We start from the raw sequence: 26985 nt of genomic DNA on the forward strand, positions 1-26985 counted from the left end.
CGACGACGAAACTTCGAATGGAGAACAGTGTGAAACTCGCAACGATGAGAGCTTCAGTAGCCCTGCTCGCAGTCTCGGGCCTCGTGCTCGCCGGCTGCGCGACCGGCAGTCGCGGAGGGACCGCTCCTTCAGAGGGGAGTGACCTGCAGCAGGTGACCCCCGAAGCGGCAGGTGAGATCGACCGCGTGACGTGGAACTCGCCCTACGGCGAACTCGCGAACCTGGACCCGGTCAAGGCATTCAACTATCCCGAGAACGGCGTCATCGCGAACCTCTGCGAGTCGCTCTTCCAGATGCAGCCCGACTTCTCCATCGAACCGAATCTCGCCGAGAGCTTCGACGTCTCCGACGACAATCGCACCTACACGTTCCAGATCAGGGACGACGTGACCTTCTGGGATGGATCGCCCATGACCGCAGGGGACGTCGCCTTCAGCTTGCAGCGGCACCTCGACCCCCAGGAGGCGAGCGTCCTGGCATCGAGCTTCGAGAAGGTGACGAGCATCGAGCAGACCGGTGAGTGGGAGGTGACCCTCGAGCTTTCCGAGCCGAACTCGATCCTCACAGAGGAGCTGGCGACGAACCTCGGCGCCGTCGTGCAGCAGGCGCAGCGCGAGGACGCCGGCGAGAACTACGGGAACCCGGAAACCGGGGTGATGTGCACGGGGCCGTTCCAGTTCACTCCGGGCAACTGGAAGCAGGGGCAGTCGATCACGCTCGAGCGCTACGACGAGTACTGGAACGAGAAGAAGCGAGCCAAAGCCGGCGAAGTGGAGATCGGCTTCGTCGTCGATCCGACCGCGATCGCGAACGGCCTCTCCACCGGAGAGACGCAGGGGACCTACGACGTGCCCCTTCCCGCGCTCGGGGAACTCTCCGCGAGTGAATCCGGCACCCTGACCCTCGGCGAGGGCATGCAGATCATGGCGATCATCTCGACGGGCAACGGCGCGTTCGGCGATCCGGCAGTGCGCAGGGCGCTGACCCGCGCAACCGACCGCGAAGCGATCGGCGAGACGGTGTATGAAGGCACCGGCACGGCCTCGCGATCAATCGTGCCGCAGGCTCCGTGGGACGCGGTGCCCGAGGTCGCCGAACTGCGGGATGAGCAGCTGCCCGACCTGAGCTTCGACATTGACGCGGCGAAGGCTGAGCTGGAGGCAGCCGAGGTCGATACGACGCAGCCCATCAAGATCGCCTACCCGAGCGAACGGAGCTTCTACGCCGACATCTTGAACGAGATGGCGAGTGGCGCTGAAGAACTCGGTCTCACCCTCGAGCCGACTGGCGTACCCAGTGCGCAGTTCGGCGCGTTCTTCTCCGATCCCGCTGCTCGCGAGGGATACGACGGATTCGTCACGACGAACTACCTGAGCTCGCCGTCGCCGCTGTCGCACCTGGACAACGTGGCCTACACGGATAGCCAGCAGAACTACTCCGGGTTCTCGGATCCCGACGTCGACGCGGCGATCGATGCGGCCTACGCCGAGTCCGATCCCCAGAAGCGCGCCGAGCTCACGGTCGAGGCCGAGGCGCTCGTCATGGAGCAGCAGCCCTGGGTGCCGATCAACGATCTCGCGGTCCGCATGTACATGGACGAGTCGGTGACGGGCGCACCCGCCTCCTTCATCTACCTGTACTACCCGTGGGCCGCTGATCTCGGCGCGGCCGAGTAGGCGCTTACCCGCCGGAAGGGATCGTCCATGGTCTATGTTCTGCACCGGCTCGGCGCGCTCGTCGCCGTGCTCCTCGTGTCCAGTTTCGTGGTGTTCGGAGGCATGTATCTCGCCCCCGGAAGTCCCGAGCAGTTCCTGATCCAGGGCCGTACAGTCACGCCCGAGGTGCTCGCCGCGATCCGCGCGCAGTACGGGCTGGACGATCCCTTCCTCGTGCGCTACGCGCAATGGCTGTTCGACCTCGTCCAGGGGGACCTCGGGAGGTCCCTGCTCACGCAGCAGGACGTGACGACGCTCGTCATGTCCCGCCTGCCCACCACCCTCTCCCTCGCGCTCTTCGCGGCGATCCTGATCTGCGTGTGCGGCGTCGGGCTCGGGATCCTCGCGGCCACGCGATCCGGCGTGTTCGAGAAAGCCGTCGTCTTCGGCTCGAACCTCGGTTTCGCTGTCCCGACGTTCTTCGCCGCGCTGATCCTCATGGCAGTGTTCGGTTCGGGCCTCGGGTGGTTCCCGGTCTCCGGGTCCGGATCCGGGTTCGCCGATCGACTCTGGCACCTCACGCTCCCCGCCATCGCGCTCGCGTTTCCCGGCATCGCCGTCGTCGCACGAATCACACGGACGGCGGTCCGGGAGGAGCAGGGGTCGGAGCACGTGGTGATGGCGATTGCGCGCGGAGTGCCCAAGCAGTTCGTGCTGTGGCGGCACACGATCCGCAACTCGATGCTGCCGGTGTCGACGGTGCTCGGCACCCAGATCGCGGGGCTGCTCGCGAGCGCGTTCGTCATCGAGTACGCGTTCACCCTCGACGGCATCGGTTCGCTCCTCGTCAACTCGGTCCAGAAGAAAGACTTCGCGGTGGTGCAGGCGATCGCGCTCATCATGGTGCTGGCCTTCGGTCTCATCAACCTCATCGTCGACCTGCTCTACGCGGTGATCGACCCCCGTGTCCGACTGAATCAGAGAGTGACGACGCGATGAAGCAACAGAATTCCACGCGGGAAGCCACTGCGGACGCGCGTGCACAGGACACGATTGCCGTACAGCTGCTCCGCAAGCGGCGCAACGCCGCACCGGTCACCGGATGGGCACTGATCACCCGCCGACTCGGTGCTGTCGGAGTGGTGAGCGCGGCGATCATCGTCGTCATCGTCCTCATGGCGCTCCTCGCTCCACTCGTCGCGCCGTACGACCCGTTCGAGGGCAGCGTGACGGCCCGCCACGAGGCCTGGAGCGCCGCCCATCTCATGGGTACCGACCAGTCCGGTCGCGACATCCTCTCGCGCATCATGTGGGGTGCCCGCACGAGTCTCATCGGCCCCACGATCGTGATCCTGATCGCCGCATTCCTGGCGACGACGCTCGCGCTCACGGCGGTGTGGTTCGGAGGCCGCGTGGATGCCTGCATCAGTCGCGTGCTCGACATCCTGTTCGCATTCCCGAACATGCTGCTCGCCATCCTTGCGGTCGCAATCTTCGGGCCCTCGCTCCTCACCGCGTCGATCGCGCTCGCTATCGGATTCACGCCCTACTCCGCCAGAGTGATCCGTTCGGTGGCGCTCCGTGAGCGTCAGCTGCCCTACGTGGCCTCCGCGCAGCTGCAGGGGATCTCAGGATTCCTCATCACCGTCCGCCACATCCTGCCGAACGTTCGCACGCAGATCCTCACCGGCATGTCGATCAACTTCGGCTACGCGATGATCGAGCTCGCGGCGCTTTCGTTCCTCGGTCTCGGGGTTCAGCCGCCCACCCCCGATTGGGGTCTCATGGTCTCCAACGGACAGGCGTCACTGCAGCAGGGATATTGGGAGCAGAGCGTGTTCGCCGGTGTGATGATCGTGATCACGGTGGCCGCGTTCGGCTACGTCGGCGAGCAGCTCGGTGGCCGTCGTGCGGCAGGAAGGATCCGATGATGCTGCAGGTAGAGAATCTTGTGCTCTCCATCACCGACCCGGACTCCGGGGCAGAAACGGAGATCCTGCACGGCAACTCCTTCGCGCTCGCTCAGGGAGAGGCCCTGGGGCTCGTCGGTGAATCGGGATCAGGCAAGTCGATGACGCTCCGCTGCATCCTCGGCATCGAGCCGGGCGGAGCGCGCGTCTCCGGCCAGATCGATCTCGACGACGCGAATCTGCTCGACGCCGAGGGGGAGGACCTCAGACGGATCCGGGCGAACGACCTCGCACTCATCGCCCAGAATCCGCACGGAGCACTGAACCCCGTGCTTCCGGTCGGTCGATTTCTGATCGAGGGGATGACCGATGCGCGCGCAATGACGCGTTCCGAAGCGACATCGCTCGCTGCGGACCTGCTCCATCAAGTGGGTATCAGCGACGCCGAACGCGTGCTGGCCTCCTACCCCCACCAGCTCTCGGGGGGACTTCTGCAGCGCGTCGTGATCGCGGGGGCACTGTCGGGATCACCGAAGCTCCTGCTCGCGGACGAACCGACCACGGCCCTGGATGTGACCACCCAGGCAGAGGTCGTCGCGATCCTCGACGAGCGGAGGCGCGCACACGGACTCTCCATGATCTTCGTGACCCACGACCTCGATCTTGCGGCCGCAGTCTGCGATCGTCTCGCGGTGATGAAGGACGGCGAGATTCTCGAGATCGGCACGCCTGAGGAGATCAGGGACCGGCCGAAGACCGAGTACACCCGGGCCCTCATGGCGGCGCGGCCGCTTCTGTATCCGAATGATCGAGGCGACCTGGCGGATGCCGCAGGGACCACCACGCTGAACCCTGAGGAGACGGGCGAGTGAGCACGACACCCATCATCGAGGTCGAGCACCTCTCGCGGACATTCCACCTCGGCCGTGGGCACAGCATCGCGGCGCTCGACGACGTCTCCTGCGCTCTGCGCACCGGTACCTGCCTCGCGATCGTCGGCGAATCGGGTTCTGGCAAATCGACGCTCGCCCGAGTCGTCGTCGGCCTCGAATCTGCGGACTCGGGAACCGTTCGCATCGCCGGCACCGAGGTGAGACCCACGACAGCCCGCAGGGAGCTCCGGAAGCGCGCGAAGCTCGTGCAGATGGTCTTCCAGGATCCTCAGGGCTCCCTGAACCGGTCCTTGCCCGTGTCCGCGACGATCGATGAGATGCTGCGCGCGCATCGACCGGACCTCGATCGCTCCGCACGTCGAGCGCGGGTGCTGGAACTCTTCGACGAGGTGGGCCTGACCGAGCGCCACGCGGACGCGAAGCCCGCAGCGCTCTCGGGCGGCCAGAAGCAGCGTGTGGCGATCGCTCGGGCGCTCGCCGCCGAGCCCGAAATCCTGGTCCTCGACGAGGCGGTGTCGGCGCTCGACGTGTCCGTCCAGGCTCAGGTCCTCCAGCTCCTCAAACGGCTCAGGCGCGATCGGGGCCTGTCGTACCTCTTCATCACGCACGATCTCTCCGTGGTGCGCGACATCGCCGATGACGTCGTCGTCATGCGCACGGGACGCATCGTCGAGCGGGGCTCGGTCGATGCGATTCTGGATCGACCCGAAGAGCCATACACCAAGCTGCTCATCGCCTCAGCGCCGAGGCCGGGCTGGAAGCCGCAGCGGGGCCTCCGCGACGCACTCATCGGATCGGGGAGCGCTCCCCGGGAACAGGAAACCACGTCATGACCGAACGAACCGAACGCCTCCACCTTGAGATCTCTGCCTCCTCGCATCGCGAACTCGGAAGGCGCAGAGGCGAGGCGCTCAGCGGGACGCTGAGTGAGGCATACGCGAAGTACGCGGAGCTCTTCCGCGTGCTCGGTGTCGACCGGGAACGTGAGGAAGAGGGCGTCGCCGCGGTCGTCGCCACGCTCTCCGACTGGCGGCCAGAGGTGCTCGCAGAGCTCGACGGGATCGCCGAGGGAGCCGGCCTGCAACTCGCGCAAGTCGTGGCGCTGAACGCGAGGACCGAGATCATCGCGCTCGGCGCGCTCGCGTCGAGCGAGTGCTCGACGGTGACGGCCGAGGTCGATGGCCGAAGGCTCGGCGCGCAGACCTGGGACTGGCACATCGAACTCGCGGCGTATTGGCACACCCAGATCGTCGACGGCCCCGGGTACCGCTTCGCGGGCCTCACGGAGCAGGGCATCCTCAGCAAGATCGGGGTCAACGAGGCCGGCCTCGCGCTCCACTTCAACATCCTCGGGCATCGCGCAGATGGGCCGACCGGCGTCCCCATGCATGTGCTGTCGAACATCGTGCTGACCGAGTGCGGCTCTGTCGACGAAGCCGTGGCGCTCATCCGGAGCGCCCCCGTGTCATCCTCCTCCGCATTCACGCTGCTCGACAGCACGCGGGCGGTTTCGGTCGAAATGAGCCCGGCGGGTGTCTTCGTCATCCCCGAGGTCGATGGCTCGGTGCAGCGCACGAACCACTTCCAGGACGAAGTGCCGCTCGCCGCGCAGAAATCCGAGATCTACGAGCCCGATTCCTCCGAGCGACTGGCGCTGCTCCGGTCACGCGTCGCCACAGGGGTGCCGGGAGACTCCGCCGGACTGGTCGCGCTGCTCGCCACGGGAGCGGGCGAGGCGCCGCTCACGTGCTTCGCCGATCGATCGAAGTCTTACGGTGAACGCTGGGAGACGCTCGCGACCGCTACGACGGATCCGCAGGAGCGCACACTCGGCGTGCTCGACGGCAAACCGACCGAGGCCGCGTCCGGTAACTGGCGCGTGCTCACCGCCTGAGCTGAACGGCCGAGCCTGAGAGTTCTTTTTCTCGAGTGGGAGGGGTGCGTTCTCAGGCCTCGGGTAGGCGAATGCCGACCGTGTTCAGCGATTTCTGCTTGTCGCGTCGCGTCACCATCACGCTGACGAGCGCGAGGAGCAGCCCGATCACGGCGAGGCCCACGCCGACCCAGCCCGGGGCGAGGTAGCCGAAGCCCGCCGCGATCACGGCACCGCCGAGCGCGGCTCCGAGACCGTTGCCGACGTTGAACGCGGCGTGGTTCACCGCGGCACCGAGCAGCGCGGCCCGATCCGCGATCCGAATGAGTCTCGCCTGGATCGAGGGGATGAGCATCGACTGGGTGATGCCGATGAGGAATACCGTGACGAAGAGTCCCACCGGGGTTGGCGCGAGCCACGTGTAGAGGATCAGGGCGACGATGAAGGTCGAGAAGCCGACGACGATGGTCTTCGTCAGGTCGCGGTCGCTCGCCCAGCCGCCGATGAGGTTGCCGAGGGTCATGCCGATGCCCATGACGGCGAGCACCCATGGAATGGAGGCGGTCGAGAGTCCGGCGACCTCGGTGGAGACTTCCGCGATGTAGGAGTACACCGCGAAGAACCCGCCGAACCCGATCGAGCCGACGGCGATCATGATCCAGGTGCGAGGGTTGCGGAACGCACTGAGTTCGGCACGCGCGTTGCGGGAGGGATCACCGGGGAGTCGCGGCAGCGCGAGGAAGGTGAGTACGAGCGTGAGCGCGAAGATGACGGCCACCATGATGTAGGCCCACCGCCAGCCGAGGTGCTGCCCGAGCCAGGTGGCGAGCGGGACGCCGACCACGTTCGCCACCGTGAGCCCTGAAATCGCCAGCGCCACGCCCTTGCCCTGGTTGCCCGGGCCCATGATGCGGGCCGCGATGAGCGATGCGACGCCGAAGTATGCGCCGTGGGGGAGCGCCGCGATGAACCGGAACGCCGCGAGCCAGCCGAAGTTCGGTGCGAGAGCTGAGGCGATAGTGCCGACGATGAACAGGGCGAGCAGGAGGAAGGTGAGCTTCGCCTGCGACGCGCGTGCGCCGAGCGCCGCGAACACGGGCGCTCCGACGACGACGCCCAGCGCATACATCGTGATGAGGATCCCGGCGCGCGCGATCTCAGTGGTCGGCGACGCGGCGTACCCGGGGAGGAGGTCCTGCGCGATATCCGGGAGGAGCCCCATCGACGCGAACTCGGTCACACCGATGCCGAAACCGCCGAGCGCGAGCGCGAAGAGTGCGATCGCTCGGCGGGCCGGGGGGAGGGCGGGGGAGGGCGCAGTCATGAGGCGACCTTTCGTGGAAGAAGCGGGCGGCGAGCTCCATTGCGCAAAGGGCCAGTGTAGTCCCGGTGGGAGACACACTTCGAGCCCGTACCGTCGATTCGAGGGGGAGTTTCTGATGCGGCGCAACCCCTTCTTCGTGAGGGCCGGGGCTGAGTACACTCGGGAACGGGTCGGGCGCGACGGAGTTCCTCTGTAGCGCACTGGCCCGCCAGCTGAATTCGAGGAGGAATCATGAGCGGTACGGAAGAGGATACGAGCGGTCTCGAGGGTCCGGCTGACGGCGGTGCTGCGGGTACGCCGGGTATTCACGATGGTGGTGCCGACGGCGGTGCTGAGGGTCCGGCCGATGGTGGCGCGGCGGGTACGCCAGGTGTTCACGATGGTGGTGCCGACGGCGGTGCTGAGGGTCCGGCTGACGGTGGCGCGGCGGGTACGCCGGGTGTTCACGATGGTGGTGCCGACGGCGGCGCGGATCGCTCTTGACCGCGTCTGAAGACCGATCCCAGGACGCCGGAGCCCACGAGGGCGCCGGCGTCCTGGAGTCTCGCCTGATCGATATCGACCGGGACCGTTTCGCTGATGAATTCTGGGGCAGGCGTGCACTTCTGACGCGAGGGGCCTCCGATTTCTCTGATGTCTTCTCGGCGGGTGCCGTCGACGAGCTCGTATCGCGACGCGGCCTCAGGTCGCCGTTTCTCCGGGTGGCGAAGGACGGTGCCACGCTGCCGACGACGACGTTCACCTCGGGTGCCGGTGTCGGAGCGACGATTTCGGATCAGCTCGACGACACCGCCCTCTGGCGTCAGTTCGACGACGGCGCGACGCTGGTCCTGCAGGCACTGCAGCGCACCTGGGATGCCATCGGTCGTCTGGTGACGACGCTCAATGAGGAGCTCGGTAACCCGGTCCAGGCGAACGCCTACATCACTCCTCCGCAGAACCAAGGCTTCGACGATCACTACGACGTCCACGACGTGTTCGTGCTCCAGATCAGCGGGACGAAGCGCTGGGTGATCCACGAACCGGTCTTCGCCGATCCTCTCAGGGACCAGCCGTGGACTGACCGGCGCGACTCCGTAGCGGCTGCCGCGGCGACCGAGCCGGCCATCGACGCCGTGCTTGAGCCGGGCGATGTGCTGTATCTGCCGCGTGGGTGGCTCCACGCCGCGCAGGCGCAGGGTGAGGTCTCCATCCATGTCACGCTCGGGATCCACAATTGGACCAGGTATGCCGTCGCTGAAGAGATTGCGGCCGCGGTTCTTCGCGAACTTCGTGAGGTGCCCGACGTCAGGCGGAGTCTCCCGTTGGGAGAGGCGGGCGCGACCCGCGACATCGTGGAGGATGTCAAGGCGCGATTTGCCGAAGCGCTCGACCAGTCGGACCCGACGGCTGGCCTGCACCGCACCCGCCGTTCTCAGGCACGGCCTGGACCGCTCGGACCACTCGCGCAGCGGGCATTCCTCGCAGGCGTGAGCGAGTCCTCGAACGTTCGCGTGCGCGCGGGTCTCGAGGCGAGATTCGTGGGGGAGCGGCTCATGACGCGAGTCGGATGGTTGGAGTTCAGCGATCAGGATCGTGAGATCGTGCGCGGGCTCCTGAACTCTGGCAGCGGCCTCCGAGCAGCGGATGAGCTTCGCGCCGGTGATCTCGGGATCGAGCTCGCGCGGCGCCTGCTGCGGGTCGGTGTGCTGGTTCCCGGCGACTAAGCGCTCCCGTGTCAGCATCCGCGCCGTTCTTCTGCGCCGCCGCTGCGGATCGGCGAGGCGACCCTCTGGCCGGTACGGCGCCGCGAGGAACGACCTGGGTGCTCATCGAGTACCGCGGAGCCTGGCCGGTGAACGGCTTCGACGGGATCGACCTGGATCGAGCCGTGCACGACGAGGTGTTCGCCGTGGCACGTGTCCTTCGCGCTCGGATCCTCCTGGTGCGTCGCCACGGTCGTCGGCGCCCAGGAGGTTCGGGTCAGTGGGCGGTGCTGCACCGCACGACGTCCGGGCGGTCGCGGCAACGGTGGGGAGTGTGGCGGCGCGACACTGATCTGGAGGAGATCGCGCGGATTCTCCGGGCCATTGCCGAAGCGGGAGACGGTGAGGTCGCGCCGCTCGGAGACGACGACCGGCCCTCTGTGGTCCTGGTGTGTGCACATGGTCAGCACGATGTGTGCTGTTCAGTTCGGGGGAGGCCGGTGGCTGAAGCGCTCAGCGATGCATGGCCGGAACGCGTGTGGGAGTGCACGCACGTGGGCGGGGACCGGTTCGCGCCCAACGTGCTCGTCGTCCCCGACGGCGTCGCCTATGGCAGACTCACGCCCGGAACGGCGTGTTCGACGATCGAGCAGCACTTCGCAGGCCGCATCTCGGCCGATCACCTGCGCGGCTACACGGATCTCGTGCCCGTCGCTCAAGCTGCCATCGCGGCACTCCTCGCCTCGTTCGGCCCAGCGGGGCGCGATGATTATGCGATCGTCTCCATGGATCGCGGGGCGGAATCCTGGCGGCTGCGGGTGCGCGGTCCGCACCCGGAGTCTGGTCGGTACGACATCGAGGTCGCAGCAGTCCAGGCTCCGGCACGCCGCCTCACCTGCCGCGGCAGCGAACCCGCGGCCTCACTGGAGTGCACCGTGAAGGCGATCGCTAGAGCCTCGGGTTAGTGGTCGGCGACGGCAGCCGCGAGCTGGTTCAGCGACTCCTCCAGCTGTTCCTCGGAGACGGCGGGGAAGAGGGGGAGGAGCTTCGGGTGAGTCACCTTCGACCAGTCGTACGTCAGCGTGACCTCGGTCGTCCCCGAGTCGATGGAGTTCAGCTCGTACAGCCACTCCCAGCCCGCCGGGTCATCAGGCTTCTCGGCGATCGCGGGCTGCCACCCCACCATCTTGTTCTCCGCCAACGCGGTGACGTGATTGTGCATCTGGTAGTCGCCCATCGCCTCGGCGTGCATGTTCATGACGAACACGTCACCGACGCTCTGGATGCGCTGCGACTTCTCGTCCGATCGGACCATGCCCGACCCATCGAACTCGGAGTGCCGTGCGGGGAGCGTGAGGACGTTGAAGAGGTCCTTCGTGGGTGCATCGATGGTGCGGGTGACGACGATCTTGTTCTCGTGAGTAGCCATCCCTCCACCATGCCCGACCGGGCCGAACACGTCACCCCCTTGTTCGGTAGGAGCTGAATCGATACCAGGGCAGATACGATGAGCCTTTCCGCACCGAGCAGAGGAGGGGAGCCCATGGACGACACCCCCACGGTGGTGATCACGGGTGCGAGCGATGGCATTGGCGCTGAGGCCGCACGCATTGTGGCGCAGTCGGGAGCGAGAGTCGTGGTGGTAGGCCGATCCCCGGAGAAGACGCGCCTCGCCGCGGAGCGCGTAGGAACCCCGTACGCCCACGTTGCCGACTTCGCGCGCCTCGACGACGTGCGCCGTCTCGCAGGCGAGCTGCGAGATTCGGCGGGCAGGATCGATGTCCTCGCGCACAACGCCGGCGGCATCTTCAGCGGTCCGTCGATCACCCAGGACGGACACGAGCGCACATTCCAGGTGAATCATCTCGCCCCGGTGCTGTTGACGCGTCTGCTGCTCGATCGTCTCATCGATGCCAAGGCCACCGTGGTCCATACCGCGAGCGTGGCGTCCCGCGTCTTCGCCCGCGTCGATTTCGACGATTTCGACAGTGCGCGGCGTTTTCGAGCTCATCGGGCATACGGCAACGCGAAGCTCGCAAACGTCGTCACGGCCCGCACCCTCGCGGAGCGGTACGGGCCGTTCGGTCTCTCCTCCTTCGCATTCCACCCAGGGGTGGTCGCCACGAACTTCGCCTCCGACACCTCTTCCGCGCTGCGCTGGGCGTATGGGCCACTGCTGCGCCGCTGGCTCAGTTCATCGGCGGAGGGGGGAGCGACGCTCGCGCAGTTCATCGATCCCGCGGTCGTCGACCGGTGGGAGTCCGGCGGGTACTACCTCCCGAGCGGGCGCCGCGGACGCATCCTCCGCGCGGCGTCGAGCTCAGAGTTCCGCGACCGCCACTGGGCGCGCACGAACGAGCTGTTGCGCATCGATTGGCCGGATGTCGCCCCCGGGTGATCGTTCAGCGGATGCAGATCACCTTCGGCTGCGTCATGTCCTCGTATGCGAATCGCACGCCCTCGCGACCCATGCTCCCGTACTTCGCGCCACCGAACGGCATGGCATCCACTCGAAAGTCGGACGAGTCGTTCACCATCACCCCTCCGGCCTCGATCTGCTCGGAGACGCGGAGAGCAGTGTGAAGGTTCTCGGTGAAGAGCGCGGCGTGGAGCGCGTAATCGAGCCGATTGGCTTCGGCGACGGCTTCGGCCTCAGAGGTGAACGTATCGAGGATCGCGATGGGAGCGAAAGCCTCTTCTCGCGAGAGTTCATGATCGTGCGGAACGTCGGAGAGGACGGTCGGTGGAAGGAAAGCACCTTCCGCCGAGCCACCGCACCAGAGGCGCGCACCGTGCGAGACCGCTGACGCCACAGTCCGCGAGGCTCTCTCGGCTGCCGGTGCACTGATCATGGGACCGACATCCGTGCGCTCATCGGTCGGATCGCCGGTGCGCAGAGTGCGCGCACGCGCGATGAAAGCCTGCTGGAACGCGGGAGCGACCGACGATTCCACGATGAGGCGTTGCGCGCCGATGCAGTTCTGACCGGCGGCCCAGAATGCGCCGGAAACGCAGGCCTCAACCGCGGCATCGAGATCCGCGTCGGCGAAGACGAGGATGGGGGCGTTGCCCCCGAGCTCCATCGCCAACCTCTTGATTCCGGCGATGCGCGAGATCGCATCTCCGGTGGTGAAGCCTCCGGTGAAGGAGACCATGCGGACCTCTTGCGCGGCGACCAAGGCTTGGGTCAGGGATCGATCGCCGTGCACGACCGTGGCAGCGGAGTCGGGCAAGCCGCACTCGATGAGAAGATCGACCAGCATCCTGGCCGAGAACGGTGTCTGTTGCGCGGGCTTCACGATGACGGCGTTTCCACCGGCGATCGCTGGTCCGATCTTGTGCGCCACGAGATTCAGCGCGTCATTGTAGGGCGTGATGGCGAGGATGATTCCGAGGGGTTCGCGGGTGTACCACCCTCGGCGGTCCTCCGCTCCGGCGAAAGCGTCGAACGGGATGACTTCGCCTCCGCCTCTTCTGGCCTCGGTGGCCGAGAGCGAGAGGGTGACTGCCGCTCGGCCAACTTCTGCACGCGCCTGGGTGATGGTTTTCCCGGCCTCGCGCACGATCATGTGTGCGAACGCGTCCGCGCGTCCGCGCAATGCGGCAGCCGCACCGTCGAGGATCGCGGCTCGCTCGAATCTGCTGAGCGCGCGCGCCGCGCGACGCCCGCGCTCGGCTACCGCGAGCAGGCTGGCCACGTCGTGGGGGCCGTGCTGGGGAACCGTGCCGACGATGGACCCGTCTGCCGGGTTAGTGACAGTGAGGGGAGCGATCGATGCGGTCATGACCGGCGTCCACGAGCGGTATCGATGGCGATGATGTCGGAGAGGAGTGCGAAGGCGGTCTGCGTACGCCCCGCCCCCGGGCCGGACACCGTGACCCGGTCCACCAACTCGGTACTGAAGGTGACGGCGTTGGTCGGGCCCGAGATTCCCGTGAGCGGGTGATCTTCGGGGAGTGCCATTGGCGCGACGCGAGCCGATACGGTTCCGTCGGTTGCGCGTGCCACGCTCCCGACGAGCTTCCACCGCGCCCCCGTCTCGCGAGCCGACGCGATGTCGGCCGCGGTGACCGAGGAGATGCCGGTCGTTGCAATGTCTTCGAGAGGGATGCGTTCGCCCATCACCTGCTCGGCGAGGATCGCGACCTTCAACCGGACGTCGGATCCGTTGATATCGGCAGTCGGGTCCGCTTCGGCGTATCCGCGTGCCTGCGCTTCAGCGATTGCCTCATCCTGACTCAGGCCATCCTCCTGTCGTCCGAGCACATAGTTGGTCGTGCCATTCAGAATGCCCTCGATCGCGACGATACGGGTCCCGGCCAGCTGCTGCCGCGCGAATCGCAGCACGGGGGTACCGCTCATGACGGCGCCCTCGAACTCGAAGTGCGCACCGGTCCGGTGCGCGAGACTCGTGAGCTCCTCGCCGGCGATGGCGACCGGTCCTTTGTTCGTGGTCGTGACGCTGATTCCCGCTTCCAGTGCCTGTCGCACGTGTGAGAGAGCCGGTTCACCAGTGATCGGGTTGGTAAATGTCGCTTCGACCACGATGTCCGCGCCGCTGTCGCGAATCGCCCGCGCATTGTCTGCCTCGGGGGAGCCGCCCGCGAACGCCGCGAACGTCTGCTCGCGAGCGACGGCGAGTGCGGCGGTGAGATCGATGCCGGTGGGTTGGATGAGTGTGCCGAGGTTCAGGTCGGTGATCGCGACGACGCGCAGCGAGAAGCCGAGTTCTCGGGCGATGCGGTCACCGTCGTCTCTGATGATTCCGGCGAGAGCGCGTGCGACGCCTCCGAATCCGATGAGAGCGAGTGAGTACTGGTGCATGAGGTTTCCATTCTCCGTAGGGGCATCGGTGATACGTGTCCTAGCCTCGCGGGTGCCACGTCGCCAGGCACCTGTCCGATCGGCACTCTCACCGAGCATTCTGTCGGTATCGAGGACGATCTGACGGAAGGCGATGTGCTGGTGCGTACCGGCCTGGGATCGCACGTACGGTGACAACCACACCTCTGTTGTGCGCTATTAACAATGAAAGTTGGTTATAGTGCACGTACAGGTGCTTCCACTGACCCCGTTCTCGAAGGCGAGCTCTCATGAGTCGAAACCGTGCAGATGACACACTCCCGAACAATCTGCCCCACACCACAGCGACCCAAGTACCTCTCAGAAAGATGCAACGATCCATGGGGTCGAGGCATCTTGTGATGATCGCCCTTGGCGGTGTCATCGGATCAGGCTTGTTCTTGAGCTCCGGCTACACCATCTCGCAGGCGGGGCCGCTCGGTGCCGTGATCGCCTACGGTGTCGGTGCAGTGGTCGTATGGCTAGTCATGGTCTGTCTGGGAGAGCTGGCGGTCGCGTATCCCGTCTCGGGTGCGTTCCACATCTACGCCGCTCGTTCGATCGGACCAGCGACCGGATTCACCACTGCGTGGCTGTATTGGTTGTGCTGGGTGGCCGCGCTTGGATCAGAGTTCGCGGCCGCGGGAATCCTCATGCAGCGTTGGTTCCCGGATGTCCCAGTCTGGATCTGGTGTCTGCTGTTCGCGGGCGTGCTGTTCATGGTCAATGCGATCTCGGCGCGCGTGTTCGGCGAAACCGAGTTCTGGTTCTCGATGATCAAGGTGCTCGCCATCCTGGTGCTCATCGTGCTGGGTGGCGCGGCGATCTTCGGTTTCGCACCGCTCTCGGATCAGCCTCGCGAAGCGCTCTTCCTGAGCAACTACGTCACCGACGACGGGCTCTTCCCCACCGGGCTTACGGGTATCGTCATCACTGCCCTCGCGGTCTTCTACGCGTTCAGCGGTACTGAGCTGATCGGTACCGCAGCGGGGGAGACAAAGGATCCCGCGAAGAACATCCCGCGCGCGATCCGATCGACCGTGCTGCGCCTGGTGCTCTTCTTCATCTGTGCGATCGCGATTATTGCGGCTATCATTCCGTATGACCAGACCGGCGTGACTGACTCACCGTTCGTGACCGTCTTCGACTACATCGGCGTGCCGTTCGCCGCAGACATCATGAACTTCGTCATTATCACCGCGCTGCTCTCTGCGGGGAACTCAGGTCTCTTCTCCTGCGCCCGCATGCTCTTCTCGCTCGCGGACGAAGGACACGCGCCGCGCGTGTTCTCGCGGCTGACACGTCGAGGGATTCCGCTGATCGCGCTGTCCGTCAGTATCCTCGGTGGTCTTGCCTCGCTCATCTCGAGCGTGATCGCGCCCGAGACCGTGTACCTCGTCCTGGTGTCGATTGCAGGTTTCGCAGTGGTCGCCGTATGGATGTCCATCGTCGCCTCTCAGTTCTTCCACCGCCGATCCTTCGTGCGCCAGGGAGGAGACGTCTCGCAGCTCGCCTACCGCACACCGCTCTACCCCGTGGTCCCGATCCTGGCTTTCGTTCTGCTCAGCATCTCCATGGTCGCCGTCGCGTTCGATCCGAACCAGGTCGCGGCGCTGTACTTCGGAGTTCCGTTCGTCGGCCTCTGCTACCTGTTCTTCTGGTGGCGGCACGGGAGGCGGGGAGCGCGGCTCCGGCCTGAACAGGTACGGGCGGCGGAAGGATGAGTGACCGCTTCCGCGTGGCCGTCGACGGTTCCGCGATCCGACGAAACGTCGAGCTCGTGCAGAGGAGCGTCGCGGCAGCCGGAGGGGCCGAGATCTGCGCAGTCGTGAAAGCCGATGCCTATGGTCACGGTATCGACATCGTGGTGCCCGAACTGATGCGGGCAGGGATACAGACCCTGGGTATCGCGAGTAATGCCGAGGCGCGAGCAGTGCGGCGGCTCGGCTTCTCGGGGCGGCTGCTGCGCGTTCGCGCCGCCACTCCGCGAGAGGCTTTATCTGGAACGGCGCTGCGTATCGAGGAGTGGGTTGGAGGACTCGCTCACGCCCGGGCGATCGCGGAGGTCGCCCGGTCGGAGTCGCTCACGCTCGATATCCACCTCGCCACAAATGGTCCCGGGATCTCTCGAGAAAGCGTTGATCTGAGCAGCGATGCCGGCCGCGCCGAGCTCAGGGCGATACTGATGCTGGACGGTCTCTCCGTGCGTGGCGTCTGCGCACACTTCCCCTGCGAGTCAGTGGGGCAGACACGCGCGGGGCTTGAGGCGTTCCTGAGCGATGTGGCGTTCGTGTTCCGGGAGCTCGGACCCGATCGGGCCATCGACGTACAGCGTCACTGCGCGACCTCGTTCGCCGCGTTGACGCTTCCCGAGAGCCACCTCGATCTGGTTCGTATCGGTGCGGCGGTCTACGGGGACACGTCCGCACCGGTTCCCGGGCAGAGCCCCGCGATGCGCGTGACATCGGAGGTGGCGTCGGTTTCGCGCTATCCGGCAGGCGCGACGGTCGGTTACGACCGGACGGTCGTGCTCGAGCGGGATGCGGTCATCGCGACCGTGCCGCTCGGTTACGGGGACGGCATTCCGCGCCTGTTGAGCGGCACCGGCCGGGTGCTCATCCGCGGACGAGCCGCGCAGATGATCGATCTCGTGGCGATGTGCTCGTTTTCGATCGATGTGACTGAGGTGCCAGGGGTGCAGCCGGGAGACGAGGTCGTGATTCTGGGGGCGCAGGGGGCCCATCAGCGGACCATGGATGAGCTCGCCGCGGAGTCCGGCGTGATCGCTGCTGCGACGTATGCGGCCTGGGGTGGAACGCTTGCATCCGGTCGCGTGGCGCTCGGGGGTCCTGCGCACCATGCTGGTTGATGAGTGAGTAGTCTGAGCGAATGGAATCCTCTTCAGCGTCGACCGAGCGCCCCTCTGCTGCAGCGTCGTCCGTGATGCAAGGAGCCGCTTTGCTCACCGCGATCGTCGACCGTGAAGTGAGCGGGAGGCCGGGTCTCACGGCGTCCCGTCTGGCGCAGTTGGTGAACATCGAACGAAGTCGTGTGTCTCGGTTGACTCAGGAGCTGGTCGATCTCGAGTACCTGCTTCGTGAACCCGACGGCGTGTTTCGCGCCGGACCAGCGTACTTCGCTGCCGCGGCCGTTCGGCAGGAGCATTGGGTACGCGCCGCGCGAGCGGAGATGCGTCGCCTCGCGACGACGTTCCAGGTGATCGTCCGGCTCGTCGTGCCGCACGGTGACCGCGCGGTTCAGCTGCGTTACGAGGGGTCGGCAGGTGCTCCGGAGAGTGCGGTCAGGCCGGGAATGGAGACGCCGGTCTGGTGCGGTGGGCCACGTGCGCTGCTCTGGTTCGACAGTGAGGCGGAGGTCTCGACCCGTCTGGCCGCAACCTCTTTCACCGGGGTCGGAGGCCCGCGGTCCGCGCGGTCCGTCGCTGAGGTGGTGAGGCTCGTCGATCGGGATCGCGGACGTGGATATGTCGATGCGGATCAGGAGTACGAGTACGGCGTACGCGAGTTCGGTATGCCAATCGTCCGTGGGGGAGAGGTGGTCGGCGCACTCAGTGTGGCGAGCCGATCCGAGGAAGTCCGTGCTGCCCGGAAGGTTCCGACAGCGCTGCGCTCAGTGGTGGACCTGTTGGAAGTCTGAGGCGCTTGCCGCTCCACGGAGGACGGCGCTGAGATGCTCCGCTGCTGCTCGGCAGGCGTCGCCGAGCTCGGAGACGCGGGATCGCACGGGTGCGCTGTGGCCGACGACCTGCATGGCCGCGACCACTTCATCCCGATAGTCGAACACCGGAGCAGCTACTGATGTCAGCCCCGACTCGGCCTCCTCGTCTACGATCGAGTAGCCGCGCGCGCGTGCACGCTCCAGTCTGGTGATGAATTCAGCCACTCCCGCCACCGCGCCGGGCCCGCCGAGCGATGCGTCGATCCGCCCGAGCACGGCGGCGATCTCCGCGTCATCGGCGTCCCACAGCGCGGCGTATCCCGCATCGCTGCAGAACGCCGGATACGCGCGCCCGACCCATGATCCCACCATGCCCATTGACTGCGGGATGCTCTCGGCAATGGTAACCGTGCTCGCACCGTACAGCTCCCCGAGAAAACATGCCTCCCCGGTGACAGAGCTCAACTGTTCGAGAACGGTGAGCCCGTCGACCCGCAGTCGATGCTCGGAAAGGGCCTGAGCACGCGCGTAGGTGCGGGCTGCGACCCGGTAACCCGACCGTGTGCGGTCGACCAGCCGAGCCTGCGCGAGCGCAGCAAGAGTCCGCGACACCTGGGAGCGATCACGCTCCAGGCTTTCCGCGAGGCTCGAGACCGGGGTGCCGCAGGGGAGAGCGTGAGCCGTTCGGCCGAGGCTGCGAAAGACCTCCATACCGCGTCCCATGCTCGAGTGTGTGGCCATGGCCTCAGCCTAGGACACCGGTAACGCTTGTTGAAACGAGGTCTCGACCTGTGCAAGATAAGCACGTTAGTATGCCAATAAAGCCCATAAAAGTGTGGGTATCAGGAATTGATGACGAGGAGAGCGCCGAAATGATCGAATCCCGACCCGACCGGAGTGATCACGCGACGCTCGGACCGCTGAGTCTGGCCGTTCACGGGGGAAATCGGATAGACAGTACCCGTGCATTGCGCACCCCGCTGGTGATGGCGAACTCGTATCTGCTGCCCGACGACCCGAGCGACATCAGCTGGTCCGCCACCACCGAGGGCCTGTACACCCGGAACAGCGGCGTCAATCAGGCGGCCCTCGAGGAGAAACTCGTCGCACTGGAAGGCGGGGAGGCCGCGGTCGCGCTCGCGAGTGGGGTGGCCGCCCTGCACGCTGTCTTCTTCACGCATGTTCGAGTCGGCGACCATGTGCTCGTCAGCGATGTCACCTACGAAGCCACCTGGCGGCTCTGGTCGGAACTGCTCCCGAACCGATACGGGATCGAAGCGACATTCGTCGACATCAGTGACCTTGACGCGGTGCGCGACGCGGTCCGCCCGAACACCCGAATGATCTGCATCGAGGCGATCGCGAATCCGACGACGAAGGTCGCCGATGTGACCGGGGTGGCGCAGATCGCGCGCGAGGCTTCGGCGATTCTCGTGGTCGATTCGACGTTCACACCGCCCCCGTTCTATCGACCGCTCGCAGACGGGGCTGATCTGGTCGTGCACTCTCTGACCAAGTACATCAACGGGCACGGCGATGCGATGGGTGGCGCCGTCATCGGCAAAGCGGATCTCGTCGAACGCATCAAAGCCGATGCCATGGTCGATGTCGGTGGAATCATCTCGCCTTTCAACGCGTGGCAGATCCAACGCGGATCCGTGACGCTTCCGCTTCGCCTGCGTCAGCAGTTCGCTTCTGCGCATGCGATCGCCGACCTGCTCGACGCGGACAGCCGTGTCGAGTACGTCGCTTATCCCGGCCTGCCCGGCCACGAGCAGCACGACCTCGCGACCCGGCAGTTCGGCGGCTCCGGGTATGGCGGCACGCTCGCGTTCGCCGTTCGCGGGGGTCCGGACATGCAGAACCGATTCGTCTCGCAGTTGCGACTCATCACTTCAGGGTTCTCGCTCGGACACGATGACTCGCTCATCGTTCACGTCGGAACCGAGGGTGGTCGGGTTCGGTACTACCCGGACGAGTTCCGGCACTTCGGGCACTTGCGGCTCTCGGTGGGTATCGAGGATCAGCGCGACCTTCTCGATGATGTGGAGGCGGCTCTGGATGCGACGTTCGGTGGCGGTACGTCGTGACGGTGCACCGGGATGCGATCGATGAACACATCATCGCCGAGCTGACCGCAGACGCCCGCATTCCACTCGTCTCGCTCGGGGCGAAGGTGAGGCTCTCGCGGAACGCCGTTCGCCAGCGCATCGAGCGTCTCGAGCGTACGGGAGTCATTCAGGGATACACCATCATTCGCGGGGGGTCTTCGCCCCAGGAACGGGTGAGCGCAGTGCTCTTCATCGATCGCGCAGACCGCATGCGCGGTGCTGAGGTCATCGCGCAGCTCGCGAGAATCCCTGAGGTGGTGAAGTGCGACATTCTTGCGGGTGACCTGGACCTGCTTGTCCGTGTCGACGCTCGCTCGGTGGAGCGGGTGCAGGAGATCTGGGAGACGGTCAGCGCGATGCCTGGTGTGAGTAATACGGTGACCTCTTTCTCACTGTCGACGGTCATCGATCGAGGGTGAGCAGGTGCTCCAGATGCTCACGGGTCACGCGCCGTTCATCTATCGTTCGCGCGTGCAGCGTAGGGTCGCCGGTGACCGACTCAGTCACCGAGGGAGGATCCCATGTCTCAGATCCCGACGCTCCAGCGACCGCACCGCGCCGTCGCTCGCGGCCCGCGTATCGCGCAGCTCATCCGCGACGCTGACGCCCTGCTCATCGACTTCAACGGCACGCTCTCGGACGACGAAGAACTCATCGGCCAATTGGTCTCCGAGATCGCCATCGAGCGACTGGGCGTCCGCCTCGACCGCGAGCGGTACTTCGACCGGTTTCTCGGGCGCACCGAGGAGAGCATGTTCCAGGAGCTCTCGGGCGACGCCGATCCCCGTCGCGTCGGCGAACTCGTGGAGCTGTTCAATCGACGCTATCTCGATGCGGTGTACCGCGAGCGACGCATTAGCGGTGAGGCGGAGGCGTTCGTGCGAGCGGTGCACGCAGGGGGTACCCCGATCGCGGTGGTGACGGCGGCGAGCAAGACGGTGGCCGTCCCAGCGCTCAGCCAGATCGAACTGCTTGACCAGATCGACGTCGTGGTGGCGCTCGAGGACGTGGAGCGGGCGAAGCCTGATCCCGCGTGCTACGTACAGGCGCTCGAGGTGCTCGGCGTCGAGCCGGAGCGCGCCGTCGCCTTCGAGGACTCGCCGATCGGGTTCGCCGCTGCGCGCGGTGCCGGGCTTCCCGTGGTCGGCGTCGGCCGGGGAGCGATGCTCAGCGAGATCGCCACGACAGCGGTCGATGCGCTCCGGCCAGACCTGCTCATCTCCTGAGGGAAGACCGTCGACGCTGAATGCCGGTCAGACGTCGACCGCTTCGAGCGCCATGAGCACGGCCCCGATGGCTGCTGAACGATCCGCGAGGTCCGCCTGCACGACGGCGGTGTGAGCGGCGATCGATTCGAGAGCGTGACGCCGGAGTCCTTCGCGGACGCCGTCGAGCAGCAGGTCGCCCGCCTCGGCGAGGTCGCCGCCCACCACGATCGCCTCGGGGCCCAGGATCTGGGCGAGCGAGGCGGCTGCACGGCCCAGATGGCGCCCCGCATCCTCGATGAGCCGACGTGCGCCGACGTCGCCGTCGGTCGCCCGACCCACGAACTCCGACACCGTGAGGTCCGGTGCGATGGTGCGGTACTGCCGCACGAGGGAGGCGCCCCCGGCGTAGGACTCGAGGCAGCCGCGGCTGCCGCAGCGGCACAGCGGTCCGTCCTCCTGCATGGTGAGGTGTCCGAGTTCGCCCGCCGTCGCGATGCCGCCGCGGAAGATGTGTCCATCGAGGACGATACCGGCTCCGATGCCCGACGAAACCTTGATGAACGCCACAGACGAGTACGGTCGCCCCGCGCCCACGGCGAACTCGGCGAGTGCACCGAGGTTCGCATCGTTGTCGACGATCGTCGGGACTCCGAATCGCCGTTGAACGGCTTCGCGAGCGTGAATGCCGACCCAGCCGGGAAGGATCGAGCCGGAGTCGATCACCCCGTTCGCTCCGATGGGGGCGGGGAGACCGACGCCCATCGCGTGCAGGGTGAGCGAGGGATCGGCCTGGGCTCTCAGGCCGTCGAGGAGGTCGTTCGCGAGCGCGAGGCCATCGTTCGAATCGTGATCGTCTGCGATCGGCGCAGTCGCGCTCGCGGTGATCGTCCCTCCGAGGTCGGCGAGCGAGACGCGCACGTGCGAGTGACCGAAGTCGATCCCGCCCACCATCCCTGCGCCCGGGTCGATGCGCAGTACCGCTCCGCGGCGGCCGGCACCGGCTGTGACGGTGATAAGGCCCGCGGCCTCGAGTTCCCGCACGTTCGTCGAGACCGTCGCGGGGGCCAGCGAGGTGTGCCTGGCTACGTCGGCCTGGCTGGCCTCGCCGGAGGGGCCGAACGATCTGAGCGCGTCGAAGACGAGTTTGCGGTTCCGGTCGCGCAGGGCCGCCGAACTGTGTGGACTCGTCATGACCGTACTGTCGCGCAGTTTGCCTTTGGCGTCAAGGTCTAAACACAAAAGTCAGAATTCGTGGAAGTTTTGGCAGTTTTGTCTTCGACCCTTGACGGCAACGCCTGAGCGGCGCACACTGTGGATCGAGCCCGTACGCGATTCGACATGCGGGCGCACATTTCACTCAATGGGGAGGAAACCCGTGAACCGTATATCCCGCACCGCCGCACTCGGATTGGTCACACTCATCTCGGCCGCTGGTCTCACGGCGTGCGCGGCGAATTCCGCCGACGACGCTTCGGGCGACGGCGGCGAAGGCGGCAAGACGATCGCTCTGCTGCTGCCCGAGACGAAGACCACGCGCTACGAAGCCTTCGACAAGCCCCTGTTCGAGGCCAAGGTCAAGGAACTCTGCGATGACTGCACCGTGAACTACCTGAACGCGGATCAGGACGCGTCGAAGCAGCAGCAGCAGGCCCAGTCGGCGATCACCGACGGTGCTTCCGTGCTCGTGCTCGACCCTGTCGACGGCAAGTCGGCCGAAGGCATCGTGAAGTCATCGCAGTCCTCCGACGTTCCGGTGGTCGCGTACGACCGATTCATCACCGGTGCCGACTACTACATCTCGTTCAACAACGAACGCGTCGGGGAGCTGCAGGGGGAGGCGCTCGTCGATGCCACAGGCGATTCGGGCGACATCCTGATGCTCAACGGAGCGCCGACCGATCCGAACGCCGCCCAGTTCAAGCAGGGAGCGCACAACGTCATCGACGAGAGCAAGTTGAACGTGGTCGCCGAGTACGACAACCCCGATTGGAGCCCGGACAACGCGCAGCAGTTCACGAGCAGCCAGTTGAACAACATCGACCCCGACGATCTTGCGGGCGTCTATGCCGCGAACGACGGGCAGGCCGGCGGCGTGTTCGCCGCGCTGAAGGCCGCAGGCGTGAGCGAGTACCCGCCGATCACCGGTCAGGACGCCGAACTCGCGGGCATCCAGCGCATTCTCGCCGGAGAGCAGTACATGACGGTCTACAAGCCCATCAAGACCGAGGCTGAGCAGGCCGCGCAGCTGGCAGTCGACCTGCTGAACGGGGAGACGCCGAGCGACACGACCGATTTCCAGGATGTGCCCTCCTACATCCTCGATCCGATCGCCGTGATGAAGGACAACGTGAAGGACACCGTCGTGAAAGACGAGTTCTACACCGTCGACCAGATCTGCACCGACCAGTACGCCGACGCCTGCGCGGCCGCCGGCCTGAGCTGATCGGCACGGGCGGGCGCCTTCGGGCGCCCGCCCTGCACCACCGTCACTCTCTCGAAACGAGGAACATCGATGTCGACAGCCCCTCCCGTTCTGACGCTCTCAGCGGTCGGGAAACGATTCGGCGCCGTCCAGGCGCTGACTGACGTCCATTTGAACGTGTCTCCCGGCGAGGTCGTCGCGCTCGTCGGCGACAACGGCGCCGGCAAGTCGACGCTCGTCAAGATCATGTCGGGCGTCTACCAGCCCGATGAGGGCGAGATCATCTTCGACGGCAAGCGGGTGACGATCAATGGCCCGCGCCAGGCGAAAGAACTCGGGATCGCGACGGTCTTCCAGGATCTCGCGCTCGCCGACAACCTCGACGTCGTCGCCAACCTCTTCCTCGGCCAGGAGGAGACGGTCGGAGGTGTGCTCGACGAAGTCGAGATGGAAGCGCGCAGCTGGCAGCTGCTGCGGCAATTGAGTGCGAAGATCCCCTCGGTGCGGATCCCGATCGCCTCCCTGTCAGGCGGCCAGCGGCAGACCGTGGCCATCGCCCGCAGCCTCGTCGGCAACCCGAAGGTGGTCATGCTCGACGAGCCGACGGCGGCGCTCGGCGTCGCACAGACGGCCGAAGTGCTGAATCTTGTCGAGCGCCTGCGCGAGAACGGCCTTGGCGTCGTACTGATCACCCACAATATGGCGGATGTCCAGGCCGTCGCGGACCGCATCATCGTGCTGCGGCTCGGCAAGAACGCGGCGGAGATGACGATCGAGGAGGCGACGACGGAACACCTCGTCGCCGCTATCACCGGAGCGTCCGACAACGTCGTCGCGCAGCGCGCCGCAAAGGAGAAGCACGCATGACCGATCAGCCTGAGACCATGAGCACGAACACCGTGAACAGTACGGCGCTCCCTCCCACAGCGTTCGCAGACCGGAGCGATGAGCGTCTCGTCGAGGACTCGTCGCCAGGCGAGCTGCTGCGCGGCTTCCTCCGACGGATGCGATCCGGAGACCTCGGCATGGTTCCGGTGCTCGTCGGACTGGTCGTGATCTGGGGCATCTTCTACTTCCTGAACCCTAGATTCCTGTCCTCGAGGAACCTGGTGGAGCTGAGCCTCGACTCCGCCACGATCGGCATGATCTCGGTGGGGATCGTCCTCGTGCTTCTGCTCGGAGAGATCGACCTGTCGGTCGGCTCGGTGAGCGGCGTCGGCGGTTCGATCATGGCGGTCCTCTTCGTCTACCAGGGGTGGCCGCTCCTCACCGCCATGCTGGCCGCCCTCGTCTGCGGTCTGCTCATCGGTTCGCTCTACGGACTGCTCTACACCCGATTCGGGGTACCGAGCTTCGTGATCTCACTCGCCGGTCTGCTCGCGTTCCTCGGTGTTCAGCTCTGGGTGCTCGGCTCCAACGGCACCGTGAACCTGCCCGGCGACTCCTGGATCATCGACTTCGCGAACTTCTGGTTCCTGCCCGACTGGGCGTCCTACGCACTGGCCGTCGTGGCAGGTCTGCTCTACTTCGGACTGCGCATGCTCGCGATCCGGAAACGACGGAAGAACGGCCTGTCGGCGCCGACGACGCTGTCCATCGGGATCCGGGCCGTGTTGATGATGGCGGCGATCGGGGGTCTGGCCTACTACCTGAACATCGATCGAGGCATCGGGTACATGCCGCTGCTCTGGGTGGTGATCATCGTGATCATGGATCAGGTGCTCCGCCGCACGACCTGGGGGAGGCACGTCTACGCCGTCGGTGGCAATGAGGAGGCGGCACGACGAGCCGGTATCGCGGTGAACCGCGTCTACCTCAGCGTGTTCGCGCTGTGCTCGATGTTCGCCGTCTTCGGAGGCGTGCTCGCAGCCGGCCGCCTCCAGTCCGTCGCCCAGTCGAGCGGCGGCACCGACACGAACCTCATGGCGATCGCCGCGGCCGTCATTGGCGGGGTGAGTCTCTTCGGCGGACGCGGCTCGGTGTTCGCGGCGCTCCTCGGCATGCTGGTGCTGCAGTCGATCACGAGTGGCCTGAATCTCATCGGGGTGGCCGCCGAGGTCCGCTACATCGTGACCGGTGCCGTGCTCGTGCTCGCGGTGACGATCGACTCGCTGTCGCGACGGGCGAGACGGAGCAGCGGCAGATTCTGAGGGCGGGCGAGCAGGGCGTCTCCGGCGGCAGGAAAAAAGTTCGACGAATTTGTGACGAATCGCGTGCGGCGTCCGTCCTATGTGTAGCGCGAAGTTCGAGCGCACGGTGCGCAGGCCCGCATTAGTCGGCGCATCGCTTTTCTCACACGAAAGGACACTGCACATGTCGAACGAAAAGGTCAACACTCAGGCTGCCGGTGCCGGTGAAGGCTCCTCGGCGGCGAAGGCGCCCGCATCGGTCGGTCGCGTCGATCGGCCGGCGACGCCCCAGACTCAGGGCGACATCGACGCTACCGGTCGCACTACGATCGCCAACGATGTCGTCGCGAAGGTGGCGGGGATCGCAGCACGCGAGGTCTCCGGCGTGTACGCGCTCGGCGGCGGCGGAGCGCGGGCGTTCGGTGCGATCCGCGACGCCATCAATGCGACGGATCTCACGCAGGGTGTGAAGGTCGAGGTTGGCGAAACCCAGGCTGCGGTCGATCTCACCATCGTCGTCGACTACCCCGCCCCGATCCAGACCGTCGCTGAGAATGTGCGGGTATCTGTGACCGATGCCATCACACGACTCGTCGGGCTCGAGGTCGTCGAGGTGAATGTGGACGTCAACGACGTGCACCTGCCAGGTGACGATCACGAGGACGACACCGAGCAGCGTGTCTCATGAATCCCGTGGCAACCGGCGCACTGATCGGCGCCGCACTCGCGATCGCGGCGCTCCTCTTTGGTTTCTGGGGCTTCCTGCTCGTCGCCGTCTTCATGGTGGTGGGTGCCCTCATCGGCGCACTGGCCAGCGGACGCACCAACGCGAACGCGATCTTCGGGGCGTTCACCGGCCGTAGGAGCTCGTGATGACTCCCGAAGCTGGCCTGCCTGTGCAGGGCGGCGACGGGTCCCCAGCCGTTCCGGGCCGCGTGCGAGTGCGCGAGCAGGTGCTCGAGAAAGTGGCGCGCGAAACGGCTGCGGCCGTCGTCGGCGTTCCGCGAGGCGACGTGAGCGTCGACCTGGGGGAGTGGCGAGGAGGGCTCGCGCTTCGTGTGAACGCCAAGCTCGGCATCCCCGACCTCGGAGACGACGCGGCGATCGCGGAGCACACGAACCTCCTCGATCACGTGTCCGCCATTCAGGCAGAACTGCAGAACCGCGTCGGTGCTGCGACGGGCCGCGAGGTTCATCGCGTCGCCGTCACCATTACGGGCGCGATCGTCGCCGCGAGAAAGCGGGTGAGATGAC

The 26985-nt window shown here is 66.1% G+C and carries 28 protein-coding genes; 22 read left to right on the forward strand and 6 right to left on the reverse strand.

Annotated features, from left to right (window positions below; translation table 11 throughout):
* Positions 1–44 precede the first annotated feature (44 nt).
* The 6 genes from K8P10_RS05130 to K8P10_RS05155 are packed head-to-tail and all read left to right on the forward strand — an operon-like array spanning position 45 to position 6352.
* Positions 45–1676, forward strand: a complete 1632-nt coding sequence (locus K8P10_RS05130; protein WP_224780729.1) for an ABC transporter substrate-binding protein — start codon at positions 45–47, stop codon at positions 1674–1676.
* 27 nt (positions 1677–1703) lie between these two features.
* Positions 1704–2654 carry an ABC transporter permease gene (locus K8P10_RS05135; protein WP_224780730.1) on the forward strand — a complete coding sequence of 317 codons (951 nt, stop codon included), beginning with the start codon at positions 1704–1706 and terminating at the stop codon, positions 2652–2654.
* Entirely contained in the window at positions 2651–3586 is a 936-nt protein-coding gene (locus tag K8P10_RS05140) for an ABC transporter permease (RefSeq protein ID WP_224780731.1), read from the forward strand. Before K8P10_RS05135 ends, K8P10_RS05140 begins: the two co-directional genes overlap by 4 nt.
* Positions 3583–4437 (forward strand): ABC transporter ATP-binding protein, encoded by an 855-nt coding sequence (locus K8P10_RS05145; protein ID WP_224780732.1) that lies wholly within the window; start codon positions 3583–3585, stop codon positions 4435–4437. Before K8P10_RS05140 ends, K8P10_RS05145 begins: the two co-directional genes overlap by 4 nt.
* A complete protein-coding gene (locus tag K8P10_RS05150) occupies positions 4434–5291 on the forward strand; it encodes an ABC transporter ATP-binding protein (protein ID WP_305069241.1) in 858 nt (285 codons plus the stop codon). The genes K8P10_RS05145 and K8P10_RS05150 overlap by 4 nt, the downstream gene beginning before the upstream one ends.
* Positions 5288–6352: a C45 family peptidase gene (locus K8P10_RS05155; RefSeq protein WP_224780733.1), complete on the forward strand. Its 1065-nt coding sequence runs from the start codon at positions 5288–5290 to the stop codon at positions 6350–6352. The genes K8P10_RS05150 and K8P10_RS05155 overlap by 4 nt, the downstream gene beginning before the upstream one ends.
* Positions 6353–6404: 52 nt before the next feature.
* On the opposite strand, the gene K8P10_RS05160 is transcribed toward K8P10_RS05155, so the two are convergent.
* Entirely contained in the window at positions 6405–7655 is a 1251-nt protein-coding gene (locus K8P10_RS05160) for an MFS transporter (protein WP_224780734.1), read from the reverse strand.
* Positions 7656–7886: 231 nt separating this feature from the next.
* Between K8P10_RS05160 and K8P10_RS05165 the strand changes: the two genes are divergently transcribed.
* The 3 genes from K8P10_RS05165 to K8P10_RS05175 are packed head-to-tail and all read left to right on the forward strand — an operon-like array spanning position 7887 to position 10305.
* Entirely contained in the window at positions 7887–8138 is a 252-nt protein-coding gene (locus tag K8P10_RS05165) for a BatC protein (RefSeq protein WP_224780735.1), read from the forward strand.
* Positions 8135–9361: a cupin domain-containing protein gene (locus tag K8P10_RS05170; protein WP_224780736.1), complete on the forward strand. Its 1227-nt coding sequence runs from the start codon at positions 8135–8137 to the stop codon at positions 9359–9361. Before K8P10_RS05165 ends, K8P10_RS05170 begins: the two co-directional genes overlap by 4 nt.
* A gap of 8 nt (positions 9362–9369) precedes the next feature.
* Positions 9370–10305 carry a sucrase ferredoxin gene (locus K8P10_RS05175; RefSeq protein ID WP_224780737.1) on the forward strand — a complete coding sequence of 312 codons (936 nt, stop codon included), beginning with the start codon at positions 9370–9372 and terminating at the stop codon, positions 10303–10305.
* Here K8P10_RS05175 and K8P10_RS05180 read toward each other — a convergent pair.
* Positions 10302–10769 (reverse strand): SRPBCC family protein, encoded by a 468-nt coding sequence (locus K8P10_RS05180; protein WP_224780738.1) that lies wholly within the window; start codon positions 10767–10769, stop codon positions 10302–10304. The two genes, K8P10_RS05175 and K8P10_RS05180, sit on opposite strands and share 4 nt — an antisense overlap.
* A 114-nt stretch (positions 10770–10883) precedes the next feature.
* On the opposite strand from K8P10_RS05180, the gene K8P10_RS05185 reads away from it, so the two are divergent.
* A complete protein-coding gene (locus K8P10_RS05185; RefSeq protein ID WP_224780739.1) occupies positions 10884–11738 on the forward strand; it encodes an SDR family NAD(P)-dependent oxidoreductase in 855 nt (284 codons plus the stop codon).
* Between the two features lie 4 nt (positions 11739–11742).
* Here the strand turns inward: K8P10_RS05185 and K8P10_RS05190 are convergent, their stop codons facing one another.
* Both K8P10_RS05190 and K8P10_RS05195 read right to left on the reverse strand, forming a co-directional pair.
* Positions 11743–13125, reverse strand: a complete 1383-nt coding sequence (locus K8P10_RS05190) for an aldehyde dehydrogenase family protein (protein ID WP_224780740.1) — start codon at positions 13123–13125, stop codon at positions 11743–11745.
* Positions 13122–14165 carry a homoserine dehydrogenase gene (locus K8P10_RS05195; protein ID WP_224780741.1) on the reverse strand — a complete coding sequence of 348 codons (1044 nt, stop codon included), beginning with the start codon at positions 14163–14165 and terminating at the stop codon, positions 13122–13124. The genes K8P10_RS05190 and K8P10_RS05195 overlap by 4 nt, the downstream gene beginning before the upstream one ends.
* Positions 14166–14512: 347 nt before the next feature.
* Between K8P10_RS05195 and K8P10_RS05200 the strand changes: the two genes are divergently transcribed.
* The 3 genes from K8P10_RS05200 to K8P10_RS05210 are packed head-to-tail and all read left to right on the forward strand — an operon-like array spanning position 14513 to position 17840.
* Positions 14513–15907, forward strand: a complete 1395-nt coding sequence (locus K8P10_RS05200) for an amino acid permease (RefSeq protein ID WP_224780742.1) — start codon at positions 14513–14515, stop codon at positions 15905–15907.
* Positions 15904–17052, forward strand: a complete 1149-nt coding sequence (gene alr, locus K8P10_RS05205; RefSeq protein WP_224780743.1) for an alanine racemase — start codon at positions 15904–15906, stop codon at positions 17050–17052. The genes K8P10_RS05200 and alr overlap by 4 nt, the downstream gene beginning before the upstream one ends.
* A 20-nt stretch (positions 17053–17072) precedes the next feature.
* The gene (locus K8P10_RS05210) at positions 17073–17840 is read left to right on the forward strand and encodes an IclR family transcriptional regulator (protein WP_224780744.1); all 768 of its coding nucleotides are present in this window, start codon (positions 17073–17075) and stop codon (positions 17838–17840) included.
* On the opposite strand, the gene K8P10_RS05215 is transcribed toward K8P10_RS05210, so the two are convergent.
* A complete protein-coding gene (locus tag K8P10_RS05215; protein ID WP_224780745.1) occupies positions 17814–18602 on the reverse strand; it encodes an IclR family transcriptional regulator in 789 nt (262 codons plus the stop codon). The two genes, K8P10_RS05210 and K8P10_RS05215, sit on opposite strands and share 27 nt — an antisense overlap.
* Before the next feature lie 131 nt (positions 18603–18733).
* On the opposite strand from K8P10_RS05215, the gene K8P10_RS05220 reads away from it, so the two are divergent.
* From K8P10_RS05220 to K8P10_RS05230, 3 genes are all read left to right on the forward strand, one after another.
* A complete protein-coding gene (locus K8P10_RS05220) occupies positions 18734–19951 on the forward strand; it encodes a PLP-dependent aspartate aminotransferase family protein (protein ID WP_224780746.1) in 1218 nt (405 codons plus the stop codon).
* Positions 19948–20391 (forward strand): Lrp/AsnC family transcriptional regulator, encoded by a 444-nt coding sequence (locus tag K8P10_RS05225; RefSeq protein ID WP_224780747.1) that lies wholly within the window; start codon positions 19948–19950, stop codon positions 20389–20391. The genes K8P10_RS05220 and K8P10_RS05225 overlap by 4 nt, the downstream gene beginning before the upstream one ends.
* Before the next feature lie 102 nt (positions 20392–20493).
* Positions 20494–21198, forward strand: coding sequence for an HAD family phosphatase (locus tag K8P10_RS05230; protein ID WP_224780748.1), 705 nt, complete (start codon positions 20494–20496; stop codon positions 21196–21198).
* 27 nt (positions 21199–21225) lie between these two features.
* Here K8P10_RS05230 and K8P10_RS05235 read toward each other — a convergent pair whose 3' ends face one another.
* Positions 21226–22371: an ROK family transcriptional regulator gene (locus K8P10_RS05235; RefSeq protein ID WP_224780749.1), complete on the reverse strand. Its 1146-nt coding sequence runs from the start codon at positions 22369–22371 to the stop codon at positions 21226–21228.
* A 184-nt stretch (positions 22372–22555) separates the two neighbouring features.
* On the opposite strand from K8P10_RS05235, the gene K8P10_RS05240 reads away from it, so the two are divergent.
* From K8P10_RS05240 to K8P10_RS05265, 6 genes are all read left to right on the forward strand, one after another.
* Positions 22556–23623: a sugar ABC transporter substrate-binding protein gene (locus K8P10_RS05240; protein ID WP_224780750.1), complete on the forward strand. Its 1068-nt coding sequence runs from the start codon at positions 22556–22558 to the stop codon at positions 23621–23623.
* Positions 23624–23692: 69 nt separating this feature from the next.
* Positions 23693–24469, forward strand: a complete 777-nt coding sequence (locus K8P10_RS05245) for an ATP-binding cassette domain-containing protein (RefSeq protein WP_224780751.1) — start codon at positions 23693–23695, stop codon at positions 24467–24469.
* Positions 24466–25752: a sugar ABC transporter permease gene (locus tag K8P10_RS05250; RefSeq protein WP_224780752.1), complete on the forward strand. Its 1287-nt coding sequence runs from the start codon at positions 24466–24468 to the stop codon at positions 25750–25752. The genes K8P10_RS05245 and K8P10_RS05250 overlap by 4 nt, the downstream gene beginning before the upstream one ends.
* Positions 25753–25915: 163 nt before the next feature.
* Positions 25916–26419 carry an Asp23/Gls24 family envelope stress response protein gene (locus tag K8P10_RS05255; protein ID WP_224780753.1) on the forward strand — a complete coding sequence of 168 codons (504 nt, stop codon included), beginning with the start codon at positions 25916–25918 and terminating at the stop codon, positions 26417–26419.
* Entirely contained in the window at positions 26416–26604 is a 189-nt protein-coding gene (locus K8P10_RS05260; RefSeq protein ID WP_224780754.1) for a DUF2273 domain-containing protein, read from the forward strand. Before K8P10_RS05255 ends, K8P10_RS05260 begins: the two co-directional genes overlap by 4 nt.
* Positions 26604–26984 (forward strand): NTP pyrophosphohydrolase, encoded by a 381-nt coding sequence (locus tag K8P10_RS05265; protein WP_224780755.1) that lies wholly within the window; start codon positions 26604–26606, stop codon positions 26982–26984. The genes K8P10_RS05260 and K8P10_RS05265 overlap by 1 nt, the downstream gene beginning before the upstream one ends.
* Position 26985: the final 1 nt, after the last annotated feature.

The organism is Leucobacter sp. Psy1 (assembly GCF_020096995.1).
In the GTDB taxonomy this organism is placed as follows: Bacteria; Actinomycetota; Actinomycetes; order Actinomycetales; family Microbacteriaceae; genus Leucobacter.